Source organism: Thermobifida fusca YX (genome assembly GCF_000012405.1).
In the GTDB taxonomy this organism is placed as follows: domain Bacteria; phylum Actinomycetota; class Actinomycetes; order Streptosporangiales; family Streptosporangiaceae; genus Thermobifida; species Thermobifida fusca.
The window spans coordinates 3,476,662-3,495,358 of record NC_007333.1 but is presented as its reverse complement, the minus strand read 5'-3'; the positions used below and the strand labels follow the sequence as shown (position 1 = coordinate 3,495,358).

Here is an 18,697-nt window from a genome sequence, read left to right as displayed (position 1 = left end):
ATCGCCCGCTACTCGCCCTGAAAGCCCAGGCTGCACATGGTGTGGCGGGGCTTTCGGTGGTTCTGGCAGTAGTCGTCGGGAGACGGACCGCATCCCTGGCGCTCCGCGGGCGGGGCGGGCGTTCTAAAGGCGGGATCCACCTCCCGCAAAACCGAATCCGATTCGGTAGTGTCGGTTGTCGTGACCTCCGCTCTCAACTGCGCCGTCTCATCGAGGACGAAACCATGAGTGAACCCGCGGAAGCCTTCTACCTCCCCCTCGGGGACAACCGATACGAACCGACCCGCGCAACCGAAAGCCCGTGGGACTCCCAAGCCCAGCACGGTGGCCCGCCCACCGCGCTCCTCGGACACCTCCTCGACACCGCCGCCGGCCCCGACAAACGCTTGGCCCGCATCACCGCAGACTTTCTCGGTGCCATCCCGCGCCGCCCCTTCCGCGTCGACACCGTCGAGATACGGCCAGGCCGACGGATCGCCCTCCTGGAAGCACGGATGGTCTTCGACGACCGTCCAGCAGTCGTCGCCCGGGCTTGGGCCATCGAAACCGGACCGACCCCGCCTGCCACTGGGGAACAGCTCCACCCGCCCGCCCTCGCCGACGCCGATCCGGCCCTCGACCTCACCGGGTGGGGCTACGGGGAAGCCATCGAATGGCGGTACACCCGGGGCGGCTACGGCACCGCCGACAGTGCCGCAGACGTCTGGACCCGGGTCCGGATCCCCCTGATCGCGGGAGAAAAACTCACCGGACTGGCCCGCACCCTCGTAGTCGCGGACTCCGCCAACGGCGTCTCCGCGGCCCTGCCGATGGAGCACTGGCTGTTCATCCCGCCGTCCATCACCGTCACCCTGGCCCGCTTCCCCGACACCGAATGGGTGCACATGGCCTGCCGTTCCCACCTGTCCCCCGACGGGCTCGGCGTCTCCCACGCCACCCTGAGCGACACCGACGGCTACCTCGGGGAAGTCAGCCAACCGCTGCTCGTGCGGCCCCGCTGAGCACCGCACCGGGGAACGGCCCCGACCGCGCTGCCGCCGGGGCCGTTCCCTTCCCCGACACAGCCCTGCAGCAACCGCCGCCGCACCCGGACGGCGCCACCACAGCAGAAGACGGTGTCCCTGCCCTCGGCCCGCCTGTCACGAAGGGCGAGCCAGAGGACGAGACCACCGCCGTGGGGTTCTCGATTTCCGGTTGGTGTTCTGCTGGAGAACAGTCAGCGCGCGTGCTCGCCGCGCGTCGGCTGCGGGATGTGCGCGCCTGAGGAGGAAACCTTCCAGGCCTCCTGGGTCTCCCGGGCCTCCCGGAGTCCGGCTTCATAACCCGACTGGTAGGACTCCTCGGCCTCCTGGATCGCCTCCTGCTCCTCTTCCACCGCGGCAGCAGACGACCAGCCCGCCGTCAACGCGTAGATCGCGAGCAGGTTGACACCGGTGACGACCAGCGACCACAGCGGGTTGGCGGCGAAGAACGCCAACTGCGCCACGATGTTGATCGCGAGCAGGACCACGCCGAGGGCACGTGCCCACCCCTTACGCGTGACGAGGGCGAACCCCGTCCCCAAGAGGAGCAGGCCCCACAGGCCCAGCAGGATGCCCCACGGCGTCAAGTTGAAGAAAAAGGCCTCCCCACCGAAGCTGAACAGGTTGTCGGTCATGAACAGGGCAGCGACCCCCTGGATGAGGTTGATCGCCCCTGTCAGGAACAACAGGGTCGCGGCGAAGAGCATCCAGCCGCGGGAACGTGTCCGGTTCATTGCCTTCCCTTTCCCGTCACGGGCTTGTCCTAGGCCGGAGGCGAACAGAGGGGGACTGTCCCTCCCCTGTCGTTCCGCCCCTCTTCGCCAACTCCCCCGAAAGCGGACAAAGGTTCATGCAGCAAGGCAATGACTTTGCAAAGGACGGAGTGTTGCGTTCCCTCAGCCTGATGCGGATGCTCCACGGCCGTAACGCTCGGCGAGCGCGTTGAGCCCTACCGCGAACACGCCGTCGCCTATCACCGACTCCAGCTCCCGCGCGGTCTCCGGAGAACAGTCGAACATCGCCGTCCACACCACCGTGCAGTGCCGGTCGTCGCGCGGCACCACCTCCAGCACCGCTCGATGGTTGGTGATCGGAAACGGCGGATCCGGCATCGTGTACACGAGACGACGCGCCGACTCGTCCCGCTCCACCAGCCGCTCCACCAGCTCCTCCTCGGTACCCGCACCGAAGACGCGCTCCGCCCCCGGGGTGTGCGGGGATGCGCCGCGCAGGGTCGGCGCGCTGACCTGCGGATGCCAGCGGTGGATCGCGGAAAAGTCACCGACAAGAGTCCAGACGTCCGCGGCCGGAGCAGCCACCTCAACACTGCGTCGTAGGGTCGCCATGCCTCGAGTATTCGACACCCGAACGGCGGCATCCCGGAGGCGCGCCCAGCGACAGGACACCGCTTATCCGGCGTTTGCCCTAGTCACTCACGGTTAGAAGGACGCACACATCGTGGGCAGCCCATCGGTGACTGGATGTGGAGGGCGGTGGGCTGCCGTGCCGAGCCAACGAGGAGGGTGTCCCAGTGCTGTTTACGAGTGCTCCACTGGAGTCTGTCGCCGAAGCACAGCGGCGCGCCAAAAAACGGCTGCCCACGGCGGTCTACGCGTCACTCATCGCCGGGACAGAGAAAGGCCTCACACTCCACGACAACATCCAAGCGTTCGACGAGATCGGGTTGATCCCGCGTATCGCCGCGGACCTGCCCCCTCAACGGGAGATGAGCACCACCGTCATGGGGCAGGAGATCTCCTTCCCCGTCATCGTCTCCCCAGCGGGAGCCCAGGCCGTCGACCCCGGCGGGGAAGTGGCCGTGGCACGGGCCGCCGCAGCAGCGGGCACCGCGATCGGGCTCAGCTCGTTCGCGAGCATGCCGTTCGAAGACGTGGCTGCGGCCAACCCTAAAGCGTTCTTCCAGCTGTACTGGGTGGGAACCCGAGACGACATCGCGGAACGCGTGGAACACGCCCGCCAGGCCGGGGCGAAAGGACTCATCCTCACCCTGGACTGGTCGTTCGCCAGCCGCCGCGACTGGGGAAGCCCGACCATTCCGGAGCGGGTGACCCTCTCCACCCTGGTGGAGTTCCTTCCCATGGGGCTTTCCCGGCCGGGATGGGCGCTGCGGTTCCTGCTCGGCGGAATCCCCGACCTCAAAGCCCCCAACCTGCGGACCCGGGCCAAAGGCACCCCAACCTTCAAACAGGCGTACGTGGAATGGACGCAGACCCCGCTGCCCACCTGGGACGACGTGCGATGGCTGCGGGAGCTGTGGGGCGGCGAGTTCATGGTCAAAGGCGTCTTCTACCCCGACGACGCGCGGCGGGCCGTCGACTGCGGGGCCACAGCGATCTCCGTTTCCAACCACGGAGGCAACAACCTCGACGGTATCCCCGCCTCCCTGCGTGCGCTGCCTGCCGTAGTCGAAGCCGTGGGCGACCAGGTCGAAGTGCTGATGGACGGCGGGATCCGCCGCGGCAGCGACGTCGTCAAAGCCCTGGCCATGGGCGCGAAAGCCGTGCTTGTGGGCCGCGTATGGCTGTGGGGGCTTGCCGCCGGCGGAGAGGAAGGGGTCCGCCAGGTGCTGGAGATCCTGCGTTCCGGCATCGACGAGGCCCTCATCGGGCTGGGCCACAAGTCGATCCGCGAACTGAGCCCGAACGACCTGGTCATCCCGGAAGGGTTCACCATCCCCATGACGGATGGGAAAGTGCCGGCAGCCCGGAAAAAGAAGTAGTACCGCTCCGGCAGCAGCCCCACCGTCGCGACCGCACAGTCCGTGACTGCCCGCCGGTCTGCTCCCCTGCGGGAAACCGGCGGGCGACTGCGGGCGGAATCCGCGGTATGCCCGCCGCGGCCGCGCCGCGCGATCCCGCGTGACACCCCTAGGCCGAGCATGCTGCCGCGCGCCGACAACCGCGGCCGCGCTGCGGGGCGCTCGGTGGAAACCTTCGGCAATAGCCCCGACTACTACGGCTGAAACCGCACAAAAGGGGAAGAGGCGCACGCATGAAGGTCTGGAATATCAGCACTGGTACGAGCGGGGAAGGAAGCGGCGCGGTCACCATTGTCGAGGGGACCTCCTTCGCCATTTCGGCAGGCGACGGCAGCATGCTCCCCGACCACCCGCACGGAGTCTTCTACGACGACATCCGTATCGTGTCGAAATGGGAGTTCTCCGTCGACAACCAGGCGCTTGAGCCGCTCACCGTCATCGTCCACGACCAGCCCTACCAGGCCGTGTTCCTCGCCCGCGCCCGACGCGGCGGCAGAACCAGCAACACCATCTTCGTCGAACGGGAACGGCGGGTAGGCACCGGCATGCGCGAAGACATCACCCTGCGCAACATGGGCCGGGAACCCGCGGCCTGCACGGTAACCCTCGTCGTCGACGCGGACTTCGCCGACCTGTTCGAGGTGAAGAAAGGCGAACCCCAGAACGACGGCCACTACGTCTTCCGCAGCGAAGGCACCCGCATCATCGTGGAACGCTGGTGGCGCGGCATGCAGCGCGGCGTCATCATCCAGGCAGACGACGCCACCTCGGTCGCCCACGACCGGATCACCTTCCGCGCCGTCGTCCCCGAACGCGGCCAATGGTCGACCACCGTCCTGGTGCGTCCCGTCGTCGACGGGGAGGACCTGAGACCCCGCTTCCCGAAAGAGCAGCCGGTGGACGAGTCCGAGCCGGCCCGCCGGCTCCGGGAATGGCAGAGCAACACCCCGGTCGTCTCCACCGACAACGACGCGCTGCTCGCGGTCCTGCGTCGCAGCCAGCAGGATGTGGGCGCCCTCCGCATCTTCGACTCCCGGCACCCGCAGCGGTCCATCGTCGCCGCGGGAGCCCCCTGGTTCATGGCCCTGTTCGGACGGGACTCGCTGCTCACCGCCTACATGGCGCTGCCTCTCGACCCGTCACTCGCGCTCGGCACCCTGCAGACTCTTGCCGACCGGCAAGGAGTTGAAGAGAACATCCTGACCGAGGAAGAACCCGGCCGTATCCTGCACGAATCACGGTTGGGCAAGGAGAGCGGCCTCTGGCTGGGCGACGGCACCGTCTACTACGGCACCGCCGATGCGACCCCGCTGTTCGTCATCCTCCTCGGTGAACTGTCCCGGTGGGGCGCAGACCCAGCCGAGATCGAAAAACTGCTCCCCCACGCCGACCGCGCCCTGGAATGGATCGAACGCTACGGCGACCGCGACGGGGACGGGTTCGTGGAATACCGGCGGCGCACCGACCAGGGGCTGGTCAACCAGGGGTGGAAAGACTCGTGGGACGGTATCAACTTCGCTGACGGGCGGATCGCCGAAGCACCGATCGCCCTCTGCGAGGTGCAGGGCTACGTTTATGCTGCCTACCTCGCCCGCGCCTACCTGGCCCACCAGACAGGAGACGACCAACGTGCCCGGTACTGGACGGAACGGGCCGCCGACCTCAAAAAAGCGTTCAACGAACGGTTCTGGCAGCCGGAGCTCGGCTACTACGCCGTGGCGTTGGACCACGAGAAGAAACCGGTCGACGCGTGCACGTCGAACATGGGCCACTGCCTGTGGAGCGGCATCGTCGACGAGGACAAAGCGCCTTACGTGGCCGACCGGCTGCTCAGCCCGACCATGTTCTCCGGGTGGGGGATCCGCACCCTCGCCACCGATATGGGCGCCTACGACCCGGTGAGCTACCACAACGGGTCGGTATGGCCGCACGACAACGCGATCATCGCGTCCGGGCTCATGCGTTACGGCTTCACCGAGCACGCCCAGCGCGTCGCCACCGCCCTGTTCGAAGCAGCCGAACACTTCGGATACCGGCTCCCTGAACTGTTCTGCGGCTTCGACCGCACCGACTATCCCAAACCCGTGCCCTATCCCACTTCCTGCTCTCCGCAGGCTTGGGCGGCCGCAACACCGATCCACCTGCTGCGGACCCTGCTCCGCTTCGACCCGTGGGTGCCGCGCGGGGAACTGCGCCTCGCCCCCAGCCTGCCGCCGGGATACACCCGGCTGCGGATCGAACGCCTCCCCATTGCGGGAAGCCAATTGACCGTTGACGTCACCGGCGACGAGGTCTCAGTGGAGGGCCTGCCGGAAGGGCTGCGGCTCGTCTCAGAACCGCGTGAGCTGGACTCCCTGTCCTTGGTGGAGTGACCGGGAGGGATGCCGCCACGACCGGCTCGATATCCGTGTGGGAGTTGATCGGGTCATGGACCAAGCAACCACTCTCGAACGCCCCCGGCTGCGGCTCGCCCTGCTGGCACCGCCCTGGTACGAGATCCCGCCCGTCGCCTACGGAGGCGTCGAAGAGGTCATGGGGGAGCTCGCAGAGCAACTGGTCGCCCGTGGCCACGACGTGACCATTGTCGGAGTAGGGAGGAAAAGGACCCGGGCGAAGCTCCGGACGACCTACGACGAGCCGCAGGGCGAGCGGATCGGCGACCGCACCGTTGAGATCGCGCACGCCGCGGAAGCACAGCAGGTCATAGCGGAACTGCAACCGGACCTCGTGCACGACCACACGATGATCGGAGCGCTCACGGCAGCGGTCCGCCCGGCGCCCACTGTGGCGACCGTCCACTCGATCGTCACCCCGGACCTCGCCCGGTACTACCGGGCGGTGCGGGAGAGCGTGCAGCTTGTCGCGGTCTCCGATACCCAACGGCGGTTGGCGCCGGATCTGCCGTGGGCCGCGACCGTGCACAACGGGATCAACCCCTACCGGTTTCCGTTCCGCGCAGACAAAGAGGACTATGCGCTGGTGCTGGGCCGCAGCACCCCGGAGAAAGGGATCGATATCGCGATCCGCGCGGCCCGGGAGGCGGGGCGCCGACTGGTGATCGCGCTCAAACGCAGCCAGCCCGACGAGCGGGCCTACTTCGACGAAGTGATCCGCCCTCTGCTCGGGCCCACCACCGAATACGTGGGGGAGGTCTCCCAAGAGGAGAAGCTGACCCTGCTCGCTAGGGCCCGCTGCCTGCTCTTCCCGGTCCGCTGGGAAGAACCGTTCGGCATGGTGGCCGTAGAAGCAATGGCGTGCGGCACCCCGGTGGTTGGATTCAGCCGCGGAGGGATTCAGGAAACCGTGCGCGGCGGGGTCACCGGCGTGCTGGTTTCCCGGGAGGCCGAACTCGCCGCGGCAGTGGATCACGCCGCCCAGTTGGACCCCCACGCCTGCCGGGAGCACGTGCAGCGCAACTTCAGTGGGGAGACGATGGCGCGGAACTATGAACGGGCCTACTATTCCGTGCTTCACCTAAGAGCGGTGCCGCAGTTCTCCGGGGCCCGCTGACCGCACATTCCCCGGGGCCGTTGGGAAAGGTGTTTCTTGATCGGGATCCCCGGCAATGGCGCGGCCGCGCGCCCTCCGGTATCGAGAGGGCGTTTTTCTTGCAGCTAGTGCAAGGTCTACCAGGGAAAACGCTGTCTCTTTGCCACGGCGGGCCAGAAGAACAGCAGCACTATCGGCATCGGAGGAAACCCGCGGATGTCCCCGGAGGGTTTCGAGATACCTGCGCAGAAACCCGGCGGGCACCCGAAGGCTTGCGTGACATCAGCACAGGTCAAAGGGAGAGAGGGCGGGAGGAACACTTCTTCGGAGCGTGGTGGCCTGCTTTTCTCCTCCTATCTGAGCGGCGCGGGCGGGAACGGTTGGCGATGGGTTTCCTGTTCTCTTCGCGCGGCACCACGGGCGCGTTTCGGTCGAGGCCGGCAGAGCCAGCCACCCCGCAGCGGGGCGTCGCGGCCGGTCGCTTCCGCGTGGCTCTGGGCGCAGCCTGCCGCAGAAGAGCTAAAAGCGGTGTCCGGCATAGCGGTGATCAGGCCGTTGGAGATATGAAGGACTGCGCATTCCTTCTCGGCACGCAGTGCTGTCCCGGGAGGGCCGCCCTGGGAAGCGGGCGACGGCGGCAGGGAAGAGGGGACCCGGGCAGAAAGAAGTGGCAGGAAGGAGCTGTTTTTCCGTAAGGAGTCCGGCTGAAAGGATGTATTATTGACAGCCGTTGTCTTCTGAGTGTCAGGGTGAGACCGCACAGTGGTCGGCGACGTCCCCAGCAGGAACGAGTGCTAGCCGACAAGCCCCGTTATTCGCATTTGTGGACAACTCGGAAAACTGGCCGTTCCGCCGCGATTAGCGGTGGCAGCTCTGCGGTGAACGGATGCCTCAGTGTGTTTTCTTGCCTCGCTTCATTAGGTAAAATGAAGCTGGTTTTCTAAACGGAGACCAAAGCGGCTCCTGATTCTATCGAAATCTTATAGAAAAGATAAAGATCGTAATACGAGGTGCCGCTTCTTCAGGAAAGACCTGACATTCTGTTGGAGTTATCCAGATAGCTTGTCTGGTTACCCGAAGTCTCTCTTACCCATGGATGGAGACCGTCCCTATGGCACAGAAGGTTCAGGTGCTTCTCATTGACGACCTCGATGGTGGCGAGGCCGAGGAGACGGTCTCGTTCGGACTCGACGGCTCCACCTACGAGATCGATCTCAGCAGCGACAACGCGGCAAAGCTCCGCGCGGCCCTCGCCCCGTACGTCGAAGTGGCCCGCCGGGCACCCGCGAAGCGCCCCGCCGCCCGGGGAAAGCAGCGCACCACCTCGGCCAAGGACCGCAGCGCCGAAATCCGGGCGTGGGCCAAGGCTGCGGGAAAGCAGATCAGCGACCGAGGCCGCATTCCTCAGGCGATCGTAGACGAATACTTCGCGACACAGCAGGGCTGATCCGCACCGCACCCGCGGATAGGACACGGTGAGGGCCGGGAGGCAGCGGCGGACGAACCGCTGCAGAAAGCTTCCCGGCCCTCGTGCTGTGCGCAGTGCAGATCAGGGTTTCGGGCGCAAGAGCACCGGTCGGCTCAGCGGATGGTTCATGAACACGGTCGGCGTCGGCGGGGCCTCACCGACCAGGGTGATGTCGGGGAAGCGCTCAAACAACGCGGGGAGCGCGATCAAGAGCTCCAAGCGGGCAAGCGCCGCCCCGAGACAGAGGTGGGCGCCGTGGCCGAACGCCAAATGGCGGGGCCTGGGGCGGGTGATGTCGAAACGGTCGGGGTCGTCATAGGCCTGCGGGTCCCGGTTGGCCGGGCCGAAGCCGATGAGCACGGCGTCCCCAGCCGGGATCGTGATGCCGTCGATCTCCACGTCCCGCGTGGTGTACAGGAACGGCAGCATGACCACCGCTGATTCGAAGCGCAGGCACTCCTCGATGGCGTTCTCCCACGACGCCTGACCGGTGCGGAGCAGGTGCAGCTGGTCGGGGTGGGTGAGCAGGAGCTGCACCGAGTTGCTGATCATGCCCATGGTGGTTTCGAACCCGCCGATGATGAGCAGCAGCGTGTTGTGGATCAGCTCGGTTTCACTCAGCCGGTCGCCGTCCTCCGCACGCGCCTCGATCATCGCGCTGATCAGGCCGTCGTCCAAGTTCTTCCGTTTAGCCTCGATCAGCGAGGCGACGAAGGTGAACGCGTCGGCGTTGGCCTCAGGGTCCGTGCCGGAGAGGGTGCGCGTCACCAGCGTCTGCAACGTGAGGTGGTCTTCCTCGTTGAGGCCGAGCAGTTCGCTGATGACACGGATCGGCAGCGGGAAAGAATAGGCGGCTTTGAGGTCGACCACCCCGTCGCTCTCGGCCATCCGGTCGAGGAGCTCGTTCGTGATCTCCTCGATGCGCGGACGGAGGGCTTCGACGCGACGGCGGGTGAAAGCGGCTTGGACCAGGCCGCGCATGCGTTTGTGGTCCGCTCCGGAGCGGGCCAGCATGGATTCCACGCGCAGCATGTTGGCGACCGGATGGGTGGGGTCGACCTCGCCCGCCATCAGGGCGCGCCAGTTCCGCCAGCCGCGGACGAAGACCGATTCGTCAGCGAGGGCGTTGCGGAGCGGGGCGTCGTGGGTCAGAGCCCAGACTTCCAGGTTCCCGGGAAAAGCCACGCGTACCACCGGGCCTTTGTCGAGGAGTTCGCGTCGCTGCGCGGGGATGTCGACTCCTTTGGCCGGATCGAGGTAGACGGTGTGGGGTCGGCGGGACTGTCCCATTCAGTTCCTCCTGGGTTGCTGACGGGGGTAGGGGTGAAGCGGACAGGCAGCGACTCCAGGCCACGGACGGCTAGTGAAGGGCGCCAGCGCAACTGCTCGGGCGGAACAGCCAAGGCCACGTCAGGGAGCCGGCGGAGCAGCCGTTCCACGGCGGTTTCGGCAATCGCCAGAGCCATGTCTTGACCGCGGAGGGGACAACTGTGCGGGCCCACCCCCCAGGTCAGGTGGGCGCGGTTCGTGGACATCGTGTCCGCGTCGCTGTGCTGCGCCAGGTCGAGGCTGGCCGCGGCGAAGCCCAGCACGAGGCACTCTCCCGCCCGGATGGGAACCCCGGCCAGTTCCACGTCCCGGACGGGGTAGCGGCCGACGAGGGTTTGCAGCGGCGGGGTGGTCCACAGCGCCGTGTTGACGGCCTCGGAGATCAGCCCTGGCGAGGTGGTGAGTGCGGCGCGGCTCTCCGGGGTGGTGAGCAGCATCCGGATGGTGTTGCCGGTGAGGTGGGTGACCGGGTCGTCGGCTGCGGCGATGATCAGCAGCAGATTGTCGCGGACCTCGACGTCGCTGAGTCCTTGGGCGACGAGGACTGAAGCCAGGTCTTTGCCGGGGGTGCGGCGCCGCTTCCGGGCCAGCTCGGTGAGCATCTCCGCGATGCGCATGAGGGCGGGAAAAGCGTTGGGGCCCTCGTCCCACATGGCCTGCATCTCGAGGCAGATGCGCATGGTTTCGGCCGGTCCCAGGCCGAAGAGACGGGCGAGCACGGTGACGGTGAGCTGCCGGGTGTACTGGGTGACCAGGTCAGCTTTGCCGTGGAGGCAGAAGGCGTCGATGAGCTGGTCTGCTGCCGCGGTGATGTGCCCGGTGACCTGGCGCAGGCTCAGCGAGTCCAGAGCAGCGGTGAGCGCGGCGCGGTAGCGCTTGTGGTCGGCTCCGTCGGAGTACAGGGCGGACTGGTATTTGCCGTAGAGGACGCGGAGCGGGGAGCGTGGGCCGATCCGGCCGTTGGCCATGTCCGCCCAGCGGTCGGGGTCGCGCGCGTAGGTTTCGGCGTCGCGCATCACTTCCCGATTGAGTCGCCACGACAGCAGGAGCCAGCCGTTGATGCCCGGCTCGAGCTCGACCGGCGCGATCTCCCCGTATTCGGCGAGCAATGCGGGCCACAGGGCGGTGGGGTCGGCAGCCTGGTAGAGGCGGATGGGTGGGGAGGGAGAGCGGGTCATAGCACTATTTCTCGGCGCGGATAGAAGGGGTGATGGGGAAAGTCGGTGTGCTCGTGGATACCGCGGGACGTTGTTGCGCGGTAGGCAGGGATACGGAAGCCGATTGGTGCGAGATGGTCTCTTTGTGAAGAACTCCTTACTGCGCTCCGGTCATTCGAATAATGGATCATAAGCCATGGAATGGTGAAAAGTGGGGAAATCAGAAGTTTTTCGCTGGAGTTTTCTCGTGATGCTCGATAGGGGTCGTTTTCGTGATTGTCTTTGTTGCACGATACGGGGAGAAAATGTGGTTGAAGAGTGCTGTTTGTCTGCTTTGCCCCTAAGTGCGAATTGATGCGTCCGAAAAATAGATAACGGAGTGTCCGGTGCCGTGGAAGGGGTGCCGCGGACGCGGTTCCCTCATGTTTGTGCAGGTCAACGCCGAATGAGTAGCGATCCCCGAGGTCGGGCAGCAGATCGCCGTCCGGCGAGAGTGGACGAAAGAAAAGGACCGTAGAGCGGTGTACAGGGCTATTCCCGCCGCTTATCCCACGGGAATGTCGCGGCGGAGCTCTTGCCGCCCGCTCCGTCAGCTTTCCGGTGCCTCCCGCCTCTCCGTTTTCTGCGTCAATGCCGACCAGCGGGAAAGCGTCCGCTGCCGAACCGCGATCCCCGAGGCAGTCGACCAGTCCGTCCGTACTCCCTATTCCCCGACGTGATGCGGACCGCGGAAACCCCTTCGAGAACACGGCCCTTTTTCCGACCCGTGGCGGGCCGCGAACAACGCAGAGCCCTGCACCACGACAGAAAGGTCTGTGAACCGGTTCCCCGGGCAGAAACTCCCTTGAAACACCGCGATACCACCGCCAGGATGCTGCTCGGCCGAACAGTCGCGCAGAGCTCCACCGCCACACACCTCCCGGCGGCACAGCACCCCCAGGAGAAAGGCCTGATGAAACACCAGAAGCACGCAGTGTGCCCCGAATGCGGGCAGGGACAGATCGCACGGGTGGTGTACGGGAGAGTGCCCGCCACCGACGAGATCAAGCAGGCCGTCGACGCCGGCGAGATCATCCTGGGCGGCTGCTTCAAGAGAGCGACAGAATGGCAGTGCACCGCCTGCGGAGCGGAATTCTTCGAACACCCGGCTAGCCTCGCCGACCGAACCTGAACCGTTCTGCCCGGGAGACCATCCCCGGCAGATATCGACAGGCGATACCAGGGCGCAACGATCACCCCGCCGTACGGGGACCAGCCCCGGGGAATCGTCAGCGCCCGGACCCTGCCGCCACCCTGAACAGGGAGACCCTATGGCCCGCCGCATCGACTACCTCAACGATCCGAATGCGCCGAAAGCCAACAGCATCGTGCCGTCCGTCAACATCGCTGTCCGGGACGACACGGGACGGCTGCTGCTGATCTGCCGCAGCGACAACGGCAACTGGGCGCTTCCCGGCGGAGCCGTAGACGTAGGGGAACGCCTCACCGAAGCCGGGGTCCGCGAAACCCTGGAAGAAACCGGGATCCGCTGCGCAATCACCGGGCTGGTCGGGATCTACACCGACCCGGGCCACGTCATCCACTACACCAGCAACAATGAGGTCCGCCAAGAGTTCTCTATCGTGCTGGCCGCCCGGGCTGTTGCGGGCGCCCCCACCCCCAGCAGCGAATCCACCCACGTGCGCTGGGTGGCACCGGACCAGATCGACCACTACCGGATCCACCCATCCATGCGGCTGCGGATCACCCACGCCCTCGAAGACCGCACCACCCCCTACCTCGGGTGAGGAGGCGGGCCAGCCCACCGCTGATCCTGCGGCCCTGAACCGGCCCGCCAAGCCCTGTCCCAGGGCGTCAGCCAGCGGTCACCCCGTGCCGAGCCGCTGACGCCACTCCGCCTCCTTCTGGAGGTACTCGTTGTCGGCGTAGTCAGCGAAGTCCTCCACTTCCTGCACGCGCCGCACCTCCAGCTCGGTGCCGGGGCCGAGCGGGGCACGACGCGCCCATTCAATGGCCTCCTCCCGGCTCGACGTCTGGATGATCCAGAAACCGTTGAACAGCTTCTCGGTGTCGCCGTACGGGCCGTCAGTGACCTGAGGGCTGTCGGTGCTGAAGTCCACCACAGCGCCTTCCTCCGGTTCGGCAAGCCCTTCACCAGCGACCAGCACACCGGCGTCGATCATCGACTCGTTGTACGCGCCCATCTCGTTGAGGATCTCTTCGAAGTCCCGGTTCGCGGCTTCCGCCATCGCCTGGTCAGTGGCGCGCATGATGAGCATGTGCTTCACGGTTCTCCCCCTGTCGGATTCGGGATCACTGTTGTTAACACCGCTACCCGACAGCGGGCGAATCACGGATGACAGCGGCGAAATTTTCCCGTCACGCCACAACGTTCCGGGTCTCCGCGGCGATCTGAAGATCCTCTCGCGCCGCAACCACGAAGACCCGGACGCGGGAACCGTCCCCGGTTACCTCGGCGTCCGGTTCCGCGCCCCGATCGGCGTCCTCATCCACGCGCACGCCGAGAAAACCGAGCCCAGCCGCCGCCCCGGAGCGCACCAGCGGCTGGTTCTCGCCCACACCCCCGGTGAACACCAGCGTGTCGAGGCCCCCCAACGCCGCGGCCATCGCCGCGATCTTGCTGCGCAGCCGGTACACGTAGACGTCGAGCGCCAAGCGCGCCGCGGCGTCACCCGCCTCAGCCTGCGCCACCACCGTCCGGATGTCGGCGGCTCCCCCCAGCCCGGCCAGCCCGCTGTAATAGGTGAGCCCGCGGTCCACCTCAGCAAAACTGAGCCGCCCGTCCCGCAGCAGCCACAGCACCAGGCCCGGGTCGACGTCCCCGGGACGGGTGGCCATCACCAGGCCCTCCAACGGGGTGAACCCCATAGTGGTGTCCACGCACTGCCCGTGGCGCACCGCGGCCAAGGACGCACCAGCGCCCAGATGGGCGGTCACCACCCGGCCCGGGTCGCCCCCCACCAGTTCGGCGGCCCGCCGGGACGCATACGCGTGCGACAAGCCGTGGAACCCGTAGCGGCGCAACTGGAACCGGTCCCGCCACGAGGCAGGCAGCGCATAAGTGGCCGCCACCTCCGGCACGGTGGTGTGGAACGTAGTGTCGAAGCACGCCACCTGCGGCACGCCAGGGAGCAGCGTGCGGAGCAGGTCGATCGCGGCCAGCGCCTGCGGCTGGTGCAGCGGAGCCAGTTCCACCAGCGCCTGGAGCTGCTGCAGCACAGTGTCGTCGACCCGCACCGCCGACCGGTAGACCGTCCCGCCGTGCACCACCCGGTGCCCCACCGCGTCGAAAGCACCGAGCTGCTCCAACGCCCCGGTCATCGCGTCCACCGGGATCGTGCCGTCGACGACAGGGAAGTCGCACCGGCCCAGCAGCGCGTCGTCCGAGCCTAGGAGCCGGAGTTTGACGCTCGTGGACCCGGTGTTGACGATGAGGACCCGCATCAGGGCTCCCACACCCAGTTGCGGATGTCCGGGGCGTCCTCCCCGTACTGGCGGGTGTAGGCGCGGCAGCGCAGCCGCTCGTCCTGCATGTGCTGGCGGAGCCCGGCTGCGCGCACCCCCAGCCCGGGCACCCGGTCGATCACGTCCATCACCAGGTGGAAGCGGTCCAAGTCATTGAGCATCACCATGTCGAACGGGGTGGTCGTCGTGCCTTCCTCCTTGTAGCCGCGCACATGCAGGTTGGGATGCCCGGCGCGGCGGTAGGTCAGCCGGTGGATCAGCCACGGGTAGCCGTGGAACGCGAAGATCACCGGCTTGTCCCGGGTGAACAAGGTGTCGTATTCGCGGTCGGTCATAGCGTGCGGATGCTCGCCTTCGTTGCTGAGCCGCATCAGGTCCACCACGTTGACCACACGCACCCGCAGCTCAGGCAGGTGGCGGCGGAGCAGGTCCGCTGCGGCCAGCGTCTCCAGGGTGGGCACGTCCCCCGCACAGGCCAGCACCACGTCAGGCTCTGCACCCTCGTCCGAGCTCGCCCACTCCCAGATCCCCGCGCCCCGCGTACAGTGCGCGATCGCCGCTTCCATCGGCAGGTAGGTGAGCTGCGGCTGCTTGCCGGCGATGACCACATTGATGAAGTTCCGCGACCGCAGACAGTGGTCCATGGTGCACAGGAGCGTGTTGCAGTCCGGCGGGAGATAGACCCGGATGATCTCGGGTTTCTTGTTGACGACGTGGTCGATGAAGCCGGGGTCCTGGTGGCTGAACCCGTTGTGGTCCTGGCGCCACACGTGCGAGCTGAGCAGGTAATTCAGCGAAGAGATGGGACGCCGCCACGGCAGCTCGCGGCTCACCTTCAACCATTTGGCGTGCTGGTTGACCATCGAGTCCACGATGTGGATGAACGCCTCATAGGAGTTGAACAGGCCGTGCCGCCCGGTCAGCAGGTAGCCCTCCAGCCAGCCTTGGCAGAGCTGCTCGTTGAGGACCTCCATCACCCGCCCATCGGGGGAGAGCTGCTGGTCGACAGGGAGGCGTTCCGTGGTCCACGCCCGGTCAGTGGACTCGAAGACCGCGCCGAGCCGGTTGGACTGGGTCTCATCAGGGCCCATGATCCGGAAGTTGTGCGGGTTCGCGGCGACCACATCGCGGAGGAACCCGCCCAGTACCCGGGTGGCTTCCACCATGTCCACACCGGGGCGTTCTACCTCGACGGCGTAGTCCCGGAAGTCCGGCAGGAGGAGGTCACGCAGCAGCAGGCCCCCGTTGGCGTGCGGGCTGCTGCTGATCCGGCAGTCCGGCGGGGGCACCACCGTCGTGGTCTCCGGGCGGGGCGCGCCGTGCTCGTCGAACAGCTCCTCCGGACGGTAGCTGCGCAGCCACTCCTCCAACAGGCGCAAGTGCTCCGGGTTCTCCCGCGTGGCAGCAAGCGGCACCTGGTGGGAACGCCACGTGTCTTCCACGGGTTTTCCGTCCACGGCGCGGGGACCAGTCCAGCCTTTAGGGGTGCGCAGGATGATCATGGGCCAGCGCACGTTCGCGATGTCCCCGTCCTCCTGCCGGGCACGGAACCGGATCGTGTCGATGCGTTCCAGGCAGCTCGCGAGAGTCCCGGCCATCAACTGGTGGACCGTGTCCGGGTCGTCGCCCGCAACCACATGCGGTTCGTAGCCGTGCCCGCGCATCTGGGCCAGCAGGTCTTCCTCGGGGATGCGGGCCAGCACGGTCGGCCCGGCGATCTTGTAGCCGTTGAGGTGCAGGATCGGCAGGACTGCGCCGTCGCGCGCCGGGTTGAGGAAACGGATCGACTGCCAGCTTCCGGACAGGGCGCCGGTTTCGGCTTCACCGTCCCCGACGACCGCGGCGACAACCAGGTCGGGGTTGTCGAAGGCTGCACCGAAAGCGTGGGCGAGCGCGTAGCCGAGCTCGCCGCCTTCGTGGATGGAGCCGGGGGTCTCCGGGGCAGCGTGGCTGGGCACTCCGCCGGGGAAGGAGAACTGGCGGAACAGCCGGCGCATGCCTTCCGCGTTTCGGCCGACGTCCGGATAGATCTGCGAATAGACGCCGTCCAACCATGCTGTGGCGACGGGGGAAGGCCCGCCGTGCCCCGGGCCGACGATCCACATCATCTCCGTGCCGCGGCTGCGGATCTGGTGGTTGAGGTGGGCGTAGATGAAGTTGAGGCCGGGCGTGGTGCCCCAGTGGCCGAGCAGCCGCGGTTTGATGTGCTCGGGGACGAGCGGTTCGCGGAGCAGCGGATTGTCCTGGAGATAGATCTGGCCGACAGACAGATAGTTGGCGGCCCGCCAGTAGCGGTCGATCTCCTGGAGTTCGGTGACGGTGAGAGCCTGGCGGGGAACTGATTCGGTCGATGTCATGCCGCTTCCCTCGGGTCGGTGGACATCATCCACGTCCCCTACCGCCCCCACCGGCGTTCTATGCGGGATGCAACGTCCTTTGCGGAGGACTGCACGTTTCTCTTCGTGGAGTAGGCCGGGCAGCGGACGCCACCGGCAGGCACGGCCAAGGCACCGCCGAACCGTCTGCCTCAGGCTCGGTCCGTATCCCCGGTGAGGGGTTCACCCGGGGTGTCCCACCGCGCAGACGACGCTGACCGGGCAGGACAGTGGCCCTTCCCCCGCAAAGCAGCTATGCATGATTCTTGACAAGTGACCATCCAGTAGCGAATGCTCACCAAACATCTGTTTCCTCCCCTCCACGGAGCGTAGTCGTGAACGAATTCCTGCTTGTCCTCGCGGGTGGCGCCGTCAGCCTGGTGACGAGCGCCACCGTCACCTGGCTGCAAGGGCGCTACGCGCGCAAAGCTGAAACCCGCGCGGCCTCGCACACCGCCACCCGGCAGTTGACCAGACTGCTCATCGCGCAACGCGACGCCGCGGAAGAGGCTCCGTCCACCGCCGCCCTGGCCGAGGCGGAACTGCTCGCCGCGACCATCACGGCCCGCCGCCCCCGCGAAGCCGTCCAGGAAGTGATCCGGCTGCTCCGCGAATGCACCATGCCGGAGCTGGAACAGCTCAGCGGAGTCCCCGCCCAGCAGGCCCGGCAGCTGCTGTGCGACTACGGGCTGGCTGTGCTAGGCGCACACCTCCGCGGCGACCGGCTGCCGCAACCGCCCGAGACCGTGCGCAACATCCGCCGTGTCGAGGAGGAAGCGTTGAAGATCCGCGCCGGCGGTGTCTCCGAGGCTTCCGCCGAGAGTGCGGAGTCCGGAGCCGACGAACCCCCGGCAGAAACCGCCCCCAAGATCACTTCGCGTAAGGTGCGCACCAAACCGCGCACGACCCGGCGGGCAGCCGAGGCCGACCCCCTGGACTGACCCGGCTCCGCCGCAAGCCGTACAGAACGCCGCGGTGAAGGGGCACGGCCTCGGCCGCCGACAAGGCTCCGCCTCGACGTGGCGGGCGGCAGAGCAGCACCCCCGAACCGCACGATTTTTCCCGTTCCCTCGGCTACGGCGGCCAGGATAAGGGCACGTCACAGCGCTATCCGGCGCGGCATGGCCCCATCCCGCCTCCTTCGTCGACCTCCTCGTGCATCTTTCTGCCCGTGCCGGGCAGTCAGGGGGTATCCGGAAAATCCAGGAGGTCAGTATGGAAATCGGCGGCGGTTTCTTCGGCACGATCATCAGTGCCTTAGTGGTCGGTTTAATCATCGGGGCACTGGGACGCCTCATCGTCCCCGGCAAACAGGACATGCCGATCTGGTTGACGATCGTGATCGGCATCATCGCCGCACTGCTCGGCACCGCAATCATGGCAAGCTTCACCACGTCCTTCTGGCTCACCCTGATCGTGCAGGTGGTGCTGGCAGCGATCGGCGTCTACCTCATCTCCGCGATACGCGGCGGACGCCGCGGGCACAGTCCCGCCTGACAACCGGACCCTGCCCCCGACCGTTCCACGAGCCCGCACATCCGGTTGCGGGCTCCGCTGCTGTGGGAAGACCCCGCTGCTGCTCGCACCGGACA

General features: G+C 66.9%; 17 protein-coding genes. 10 read left to right on the top strand and 7 right to left on the bottom strand.

The annotated features are described in order from the left end of the window. Positions 1-224: 224 nt before the first annotated feature. A complete protein-coding gene (locus TFU_RS14845) occupies positions 225-1,001 on the top strand; it encodes a thioesterase family protein (protein ID WP_011293400.1) in 777 nt (258 codons plus the stop codon). A gap of 215 nt (positions 1,002-1,216) precedes the next feature. Here TFU_RS14845 and TFU_RS14840 read toward each other — a convergent pair whose 3' ends face one another. After that, positions 1,217-1,756 (bottom strand): DUF7144 family membrane protein, encoded by a 540-nt coding sequence (locus TFU_RS14840; protein ID WP_011293399.1) that lies wholly within the window; start codon positions 1,754-1,756, stop codon positions 1,217-1,219. A 162-nt stretch (positions 1,757-1,918) separates the two neighbouring features. Further along, on the bottom strand, positions 1,919-2,368 hold the full coding sequence (locus TFU_RS14835) for an SRPBCC family protein (protein WP_011293398.1): 450 nt from the start codon (positions 2,366-2,368) through the stop codon (positions 1,919-1,921). Between the two features lie 185 nt (positions 2,369-2,553). Here TFU_RS14835 and mftD point away from each other — a divergent pair, with 185 nt between their 5' ends. The 5 genes from mftD (at position 2,554) to TFU_RS14815 (ending at position 8,737) form a co-directional block, all read left to right on the top strand. Further along, positions 2,554-3,762 carry a pre-mycofactocin synthase MftD gene (gene mftD / locus TFU_RS14830; protein WP_011293397.1) on the top strand — a complete coding sequence of 403 codons (1,209 nt, stop codon included), beginning with the start codon at positions 2,554-2,556 and terminating at the stop codon, positions 3,760-3,762. A gap of 42 nt (positions 3,763-3,804) precedes the next feature. Beyond that, complete coding sequence (locus TFU_RS16125; RefSeq protein WP_146088098.1) at positions 3,805-4,005, top strand: hypothetical protein; 201 nt, start codon at positions 3,805-3,807, stop codon at positions 4,003-4,005. A gap of 29 nt (positions 4,006-4,034) precedes the next feature. Further along, positions 4,035-6,173 (top strand): amylo-alpha-1,6-glucosidase, encoded by a 2,139-nt coding sequence (locus tag TFU_RS14825; protein ID WP_011293396.1) that lies wholly within the window; start codon positions 4,035-4,037, stop codon positions 6,171-6,173. Between the two features lie 55 nt (positions 6,174-6,228). Further along, on the top strand, positions 6,229-7,311 hold the full coding sequence (locus TFU_RS14820; RefSeq protein ID WP_011293395.1) for a glycosyltransferase family 4 protein: 1,083 nt from the start codon (positions 6,229-6,231) through the stop codon (positions 7,309-7,311). A 1,090-nt stretch (positions 7,312-8,401) separates the two neighbouring features. After that, a complete protein-coding gene (locus tag TFU_RS14815; protein ID WP_011293394.1) occupies positions 8,402-8,737 on the top strand; it encodes a histone-like nucleoid-structuring protein Lsr2 in 336 nt (111 codons plus the stop codon). Positions 8,738-8,839: 102 nt separating this feature from the next. Here the strand turns inward: TFU_RS14815 and TFU_RS14810 are convergent, their stop codons facing one another. Together TFU_RS14810 and TFU_RS14805 are read right to left on the bottom strand one after the other, a co-directional pair. Next, positions 8,840-9,943 (bottom strand): cytochrome P450 family protein, encoded by a 1,104-nt coding sequence (locus tag TFU_RS14810; RefSeq protein WP_011293393.1) that lies wholly within the window; start codon positions 9,941-9,943, stop codon positions 8,840-8,842. Further along, positions 9,907-11,265, bottom strand: coding sequence for a cytochrome P450 (locus TFU_RS14805; protein ID WP_011293392.1), 1,359 nt, complete (start codon positions 11,263-11,265; stop codon positions 9,907-9,909). Before TFU_RS14805 ends, TFU_RS14810 begins: the two co-directional genes overlap by 37 nt. Positions 11,266-12,196: 931 nt before the next feature. Between TFU_RS14805 and TFU_RS14800 the strand changes: the two genes are divergently transcribed. Beyond that, complete coding sequence (locus TFU_RS14800) at positions 12,197-12,415, top strand: hypothetical protein (protein WP_146088097.1); 219 nt, start codon at positions 12,197-12,199, stop codon at positions 12,413-12,415. Between the two features lie 139 nt (positions 12,416-12,554). After that, a complete protein-coding gene (locus tag TFU_RS14795; protein ID WP_011293390.1) occupies positions 12,555-13,031 on the top strand; it encodes an NUDIX domain-containing protein in 477 nt (158 codons plus the stop codon). A 78-nt stretch (positions 13,032-13,109) separates the two neighbouring features. Here the strand turns inward: TFU_RS14795 and TFU_RS14790 are convergent, their stop codons facing one another. The 3 genes from TFU_RS14790 to TFU_RS14780 all read right to left on the bottom strand — a co-directional run bounded on the left by TFU_RS14790 (position 13,110) and on the right by TFU_RS14780 (position 17,087). Further along, positions 13,110-13,532 carry a YciI family protein gene (locus TFU_RS14790; RefSeq protein WP_011293389.1) on the bottom strand — a complete coding sequence of 141 codons (423 nt, stop codon included), beginning with the start codon at positions 13,530-13,532 and terminating at the stop codon, positions 13,110-13,112. Positions 13,533-13,623: 91 nt separating this feature from the next. Further along, positions 13,624-14,709 carry an acetate/propionate family kinase gene (locus TFU_RS14785; protein WP_011293388.1) on the bottom strand — a complete coding sequence of 362 codons (1,086 nt, stop codon included), beginning with the start codon at positions 14,707-14,709 and terminating at the stop codon, positions 13,624-13,626. After that, a complete protein-coding gene (locus TFU_RS14780) occupies positions 14,709-17,087 on the bottom strand; it encodes a phosphoketolase family protein (RefSeq protein WP_011293387.1) in 2,379 nt (792 codons plus the stop codon). Before TFU_RS14780 ends, TFU_RS14785 begins: the two co-directional genes overlap by 1 nt. Before the next feature lie 353 nt (positions 17,088-17,440). Between TFU_RS14780 and TFU_RS14775 the strand changes: the two genes are divergently transcribed. Further along, positions 17,441-18,046: a hypothetical protein gene (locus TFU_RS14775; protein ID WP_011293386.1), complete on the top strand. Its 606-nt coding sequence runs from the start codon at positions 17,441-17,443 to the stop codon at positions 18,044-18,046. Positions 18,047-18,320: 274 nt separating this feature from the next. Continuing rightward, positions 18,321-18,602 (top strand): GlsB/YeaQ/YmgE family stress response membrane protein, encoded by a 282-nt coding sequence (locus tag TFU_RS14770; protein ID WP_011293385.1) that lies wholly within the window; start codon positions 18,321-18,323, stop codon positions 18,600-18,602. Positions 18,603-18,697 lie beyond the last annotated feature (95 nt).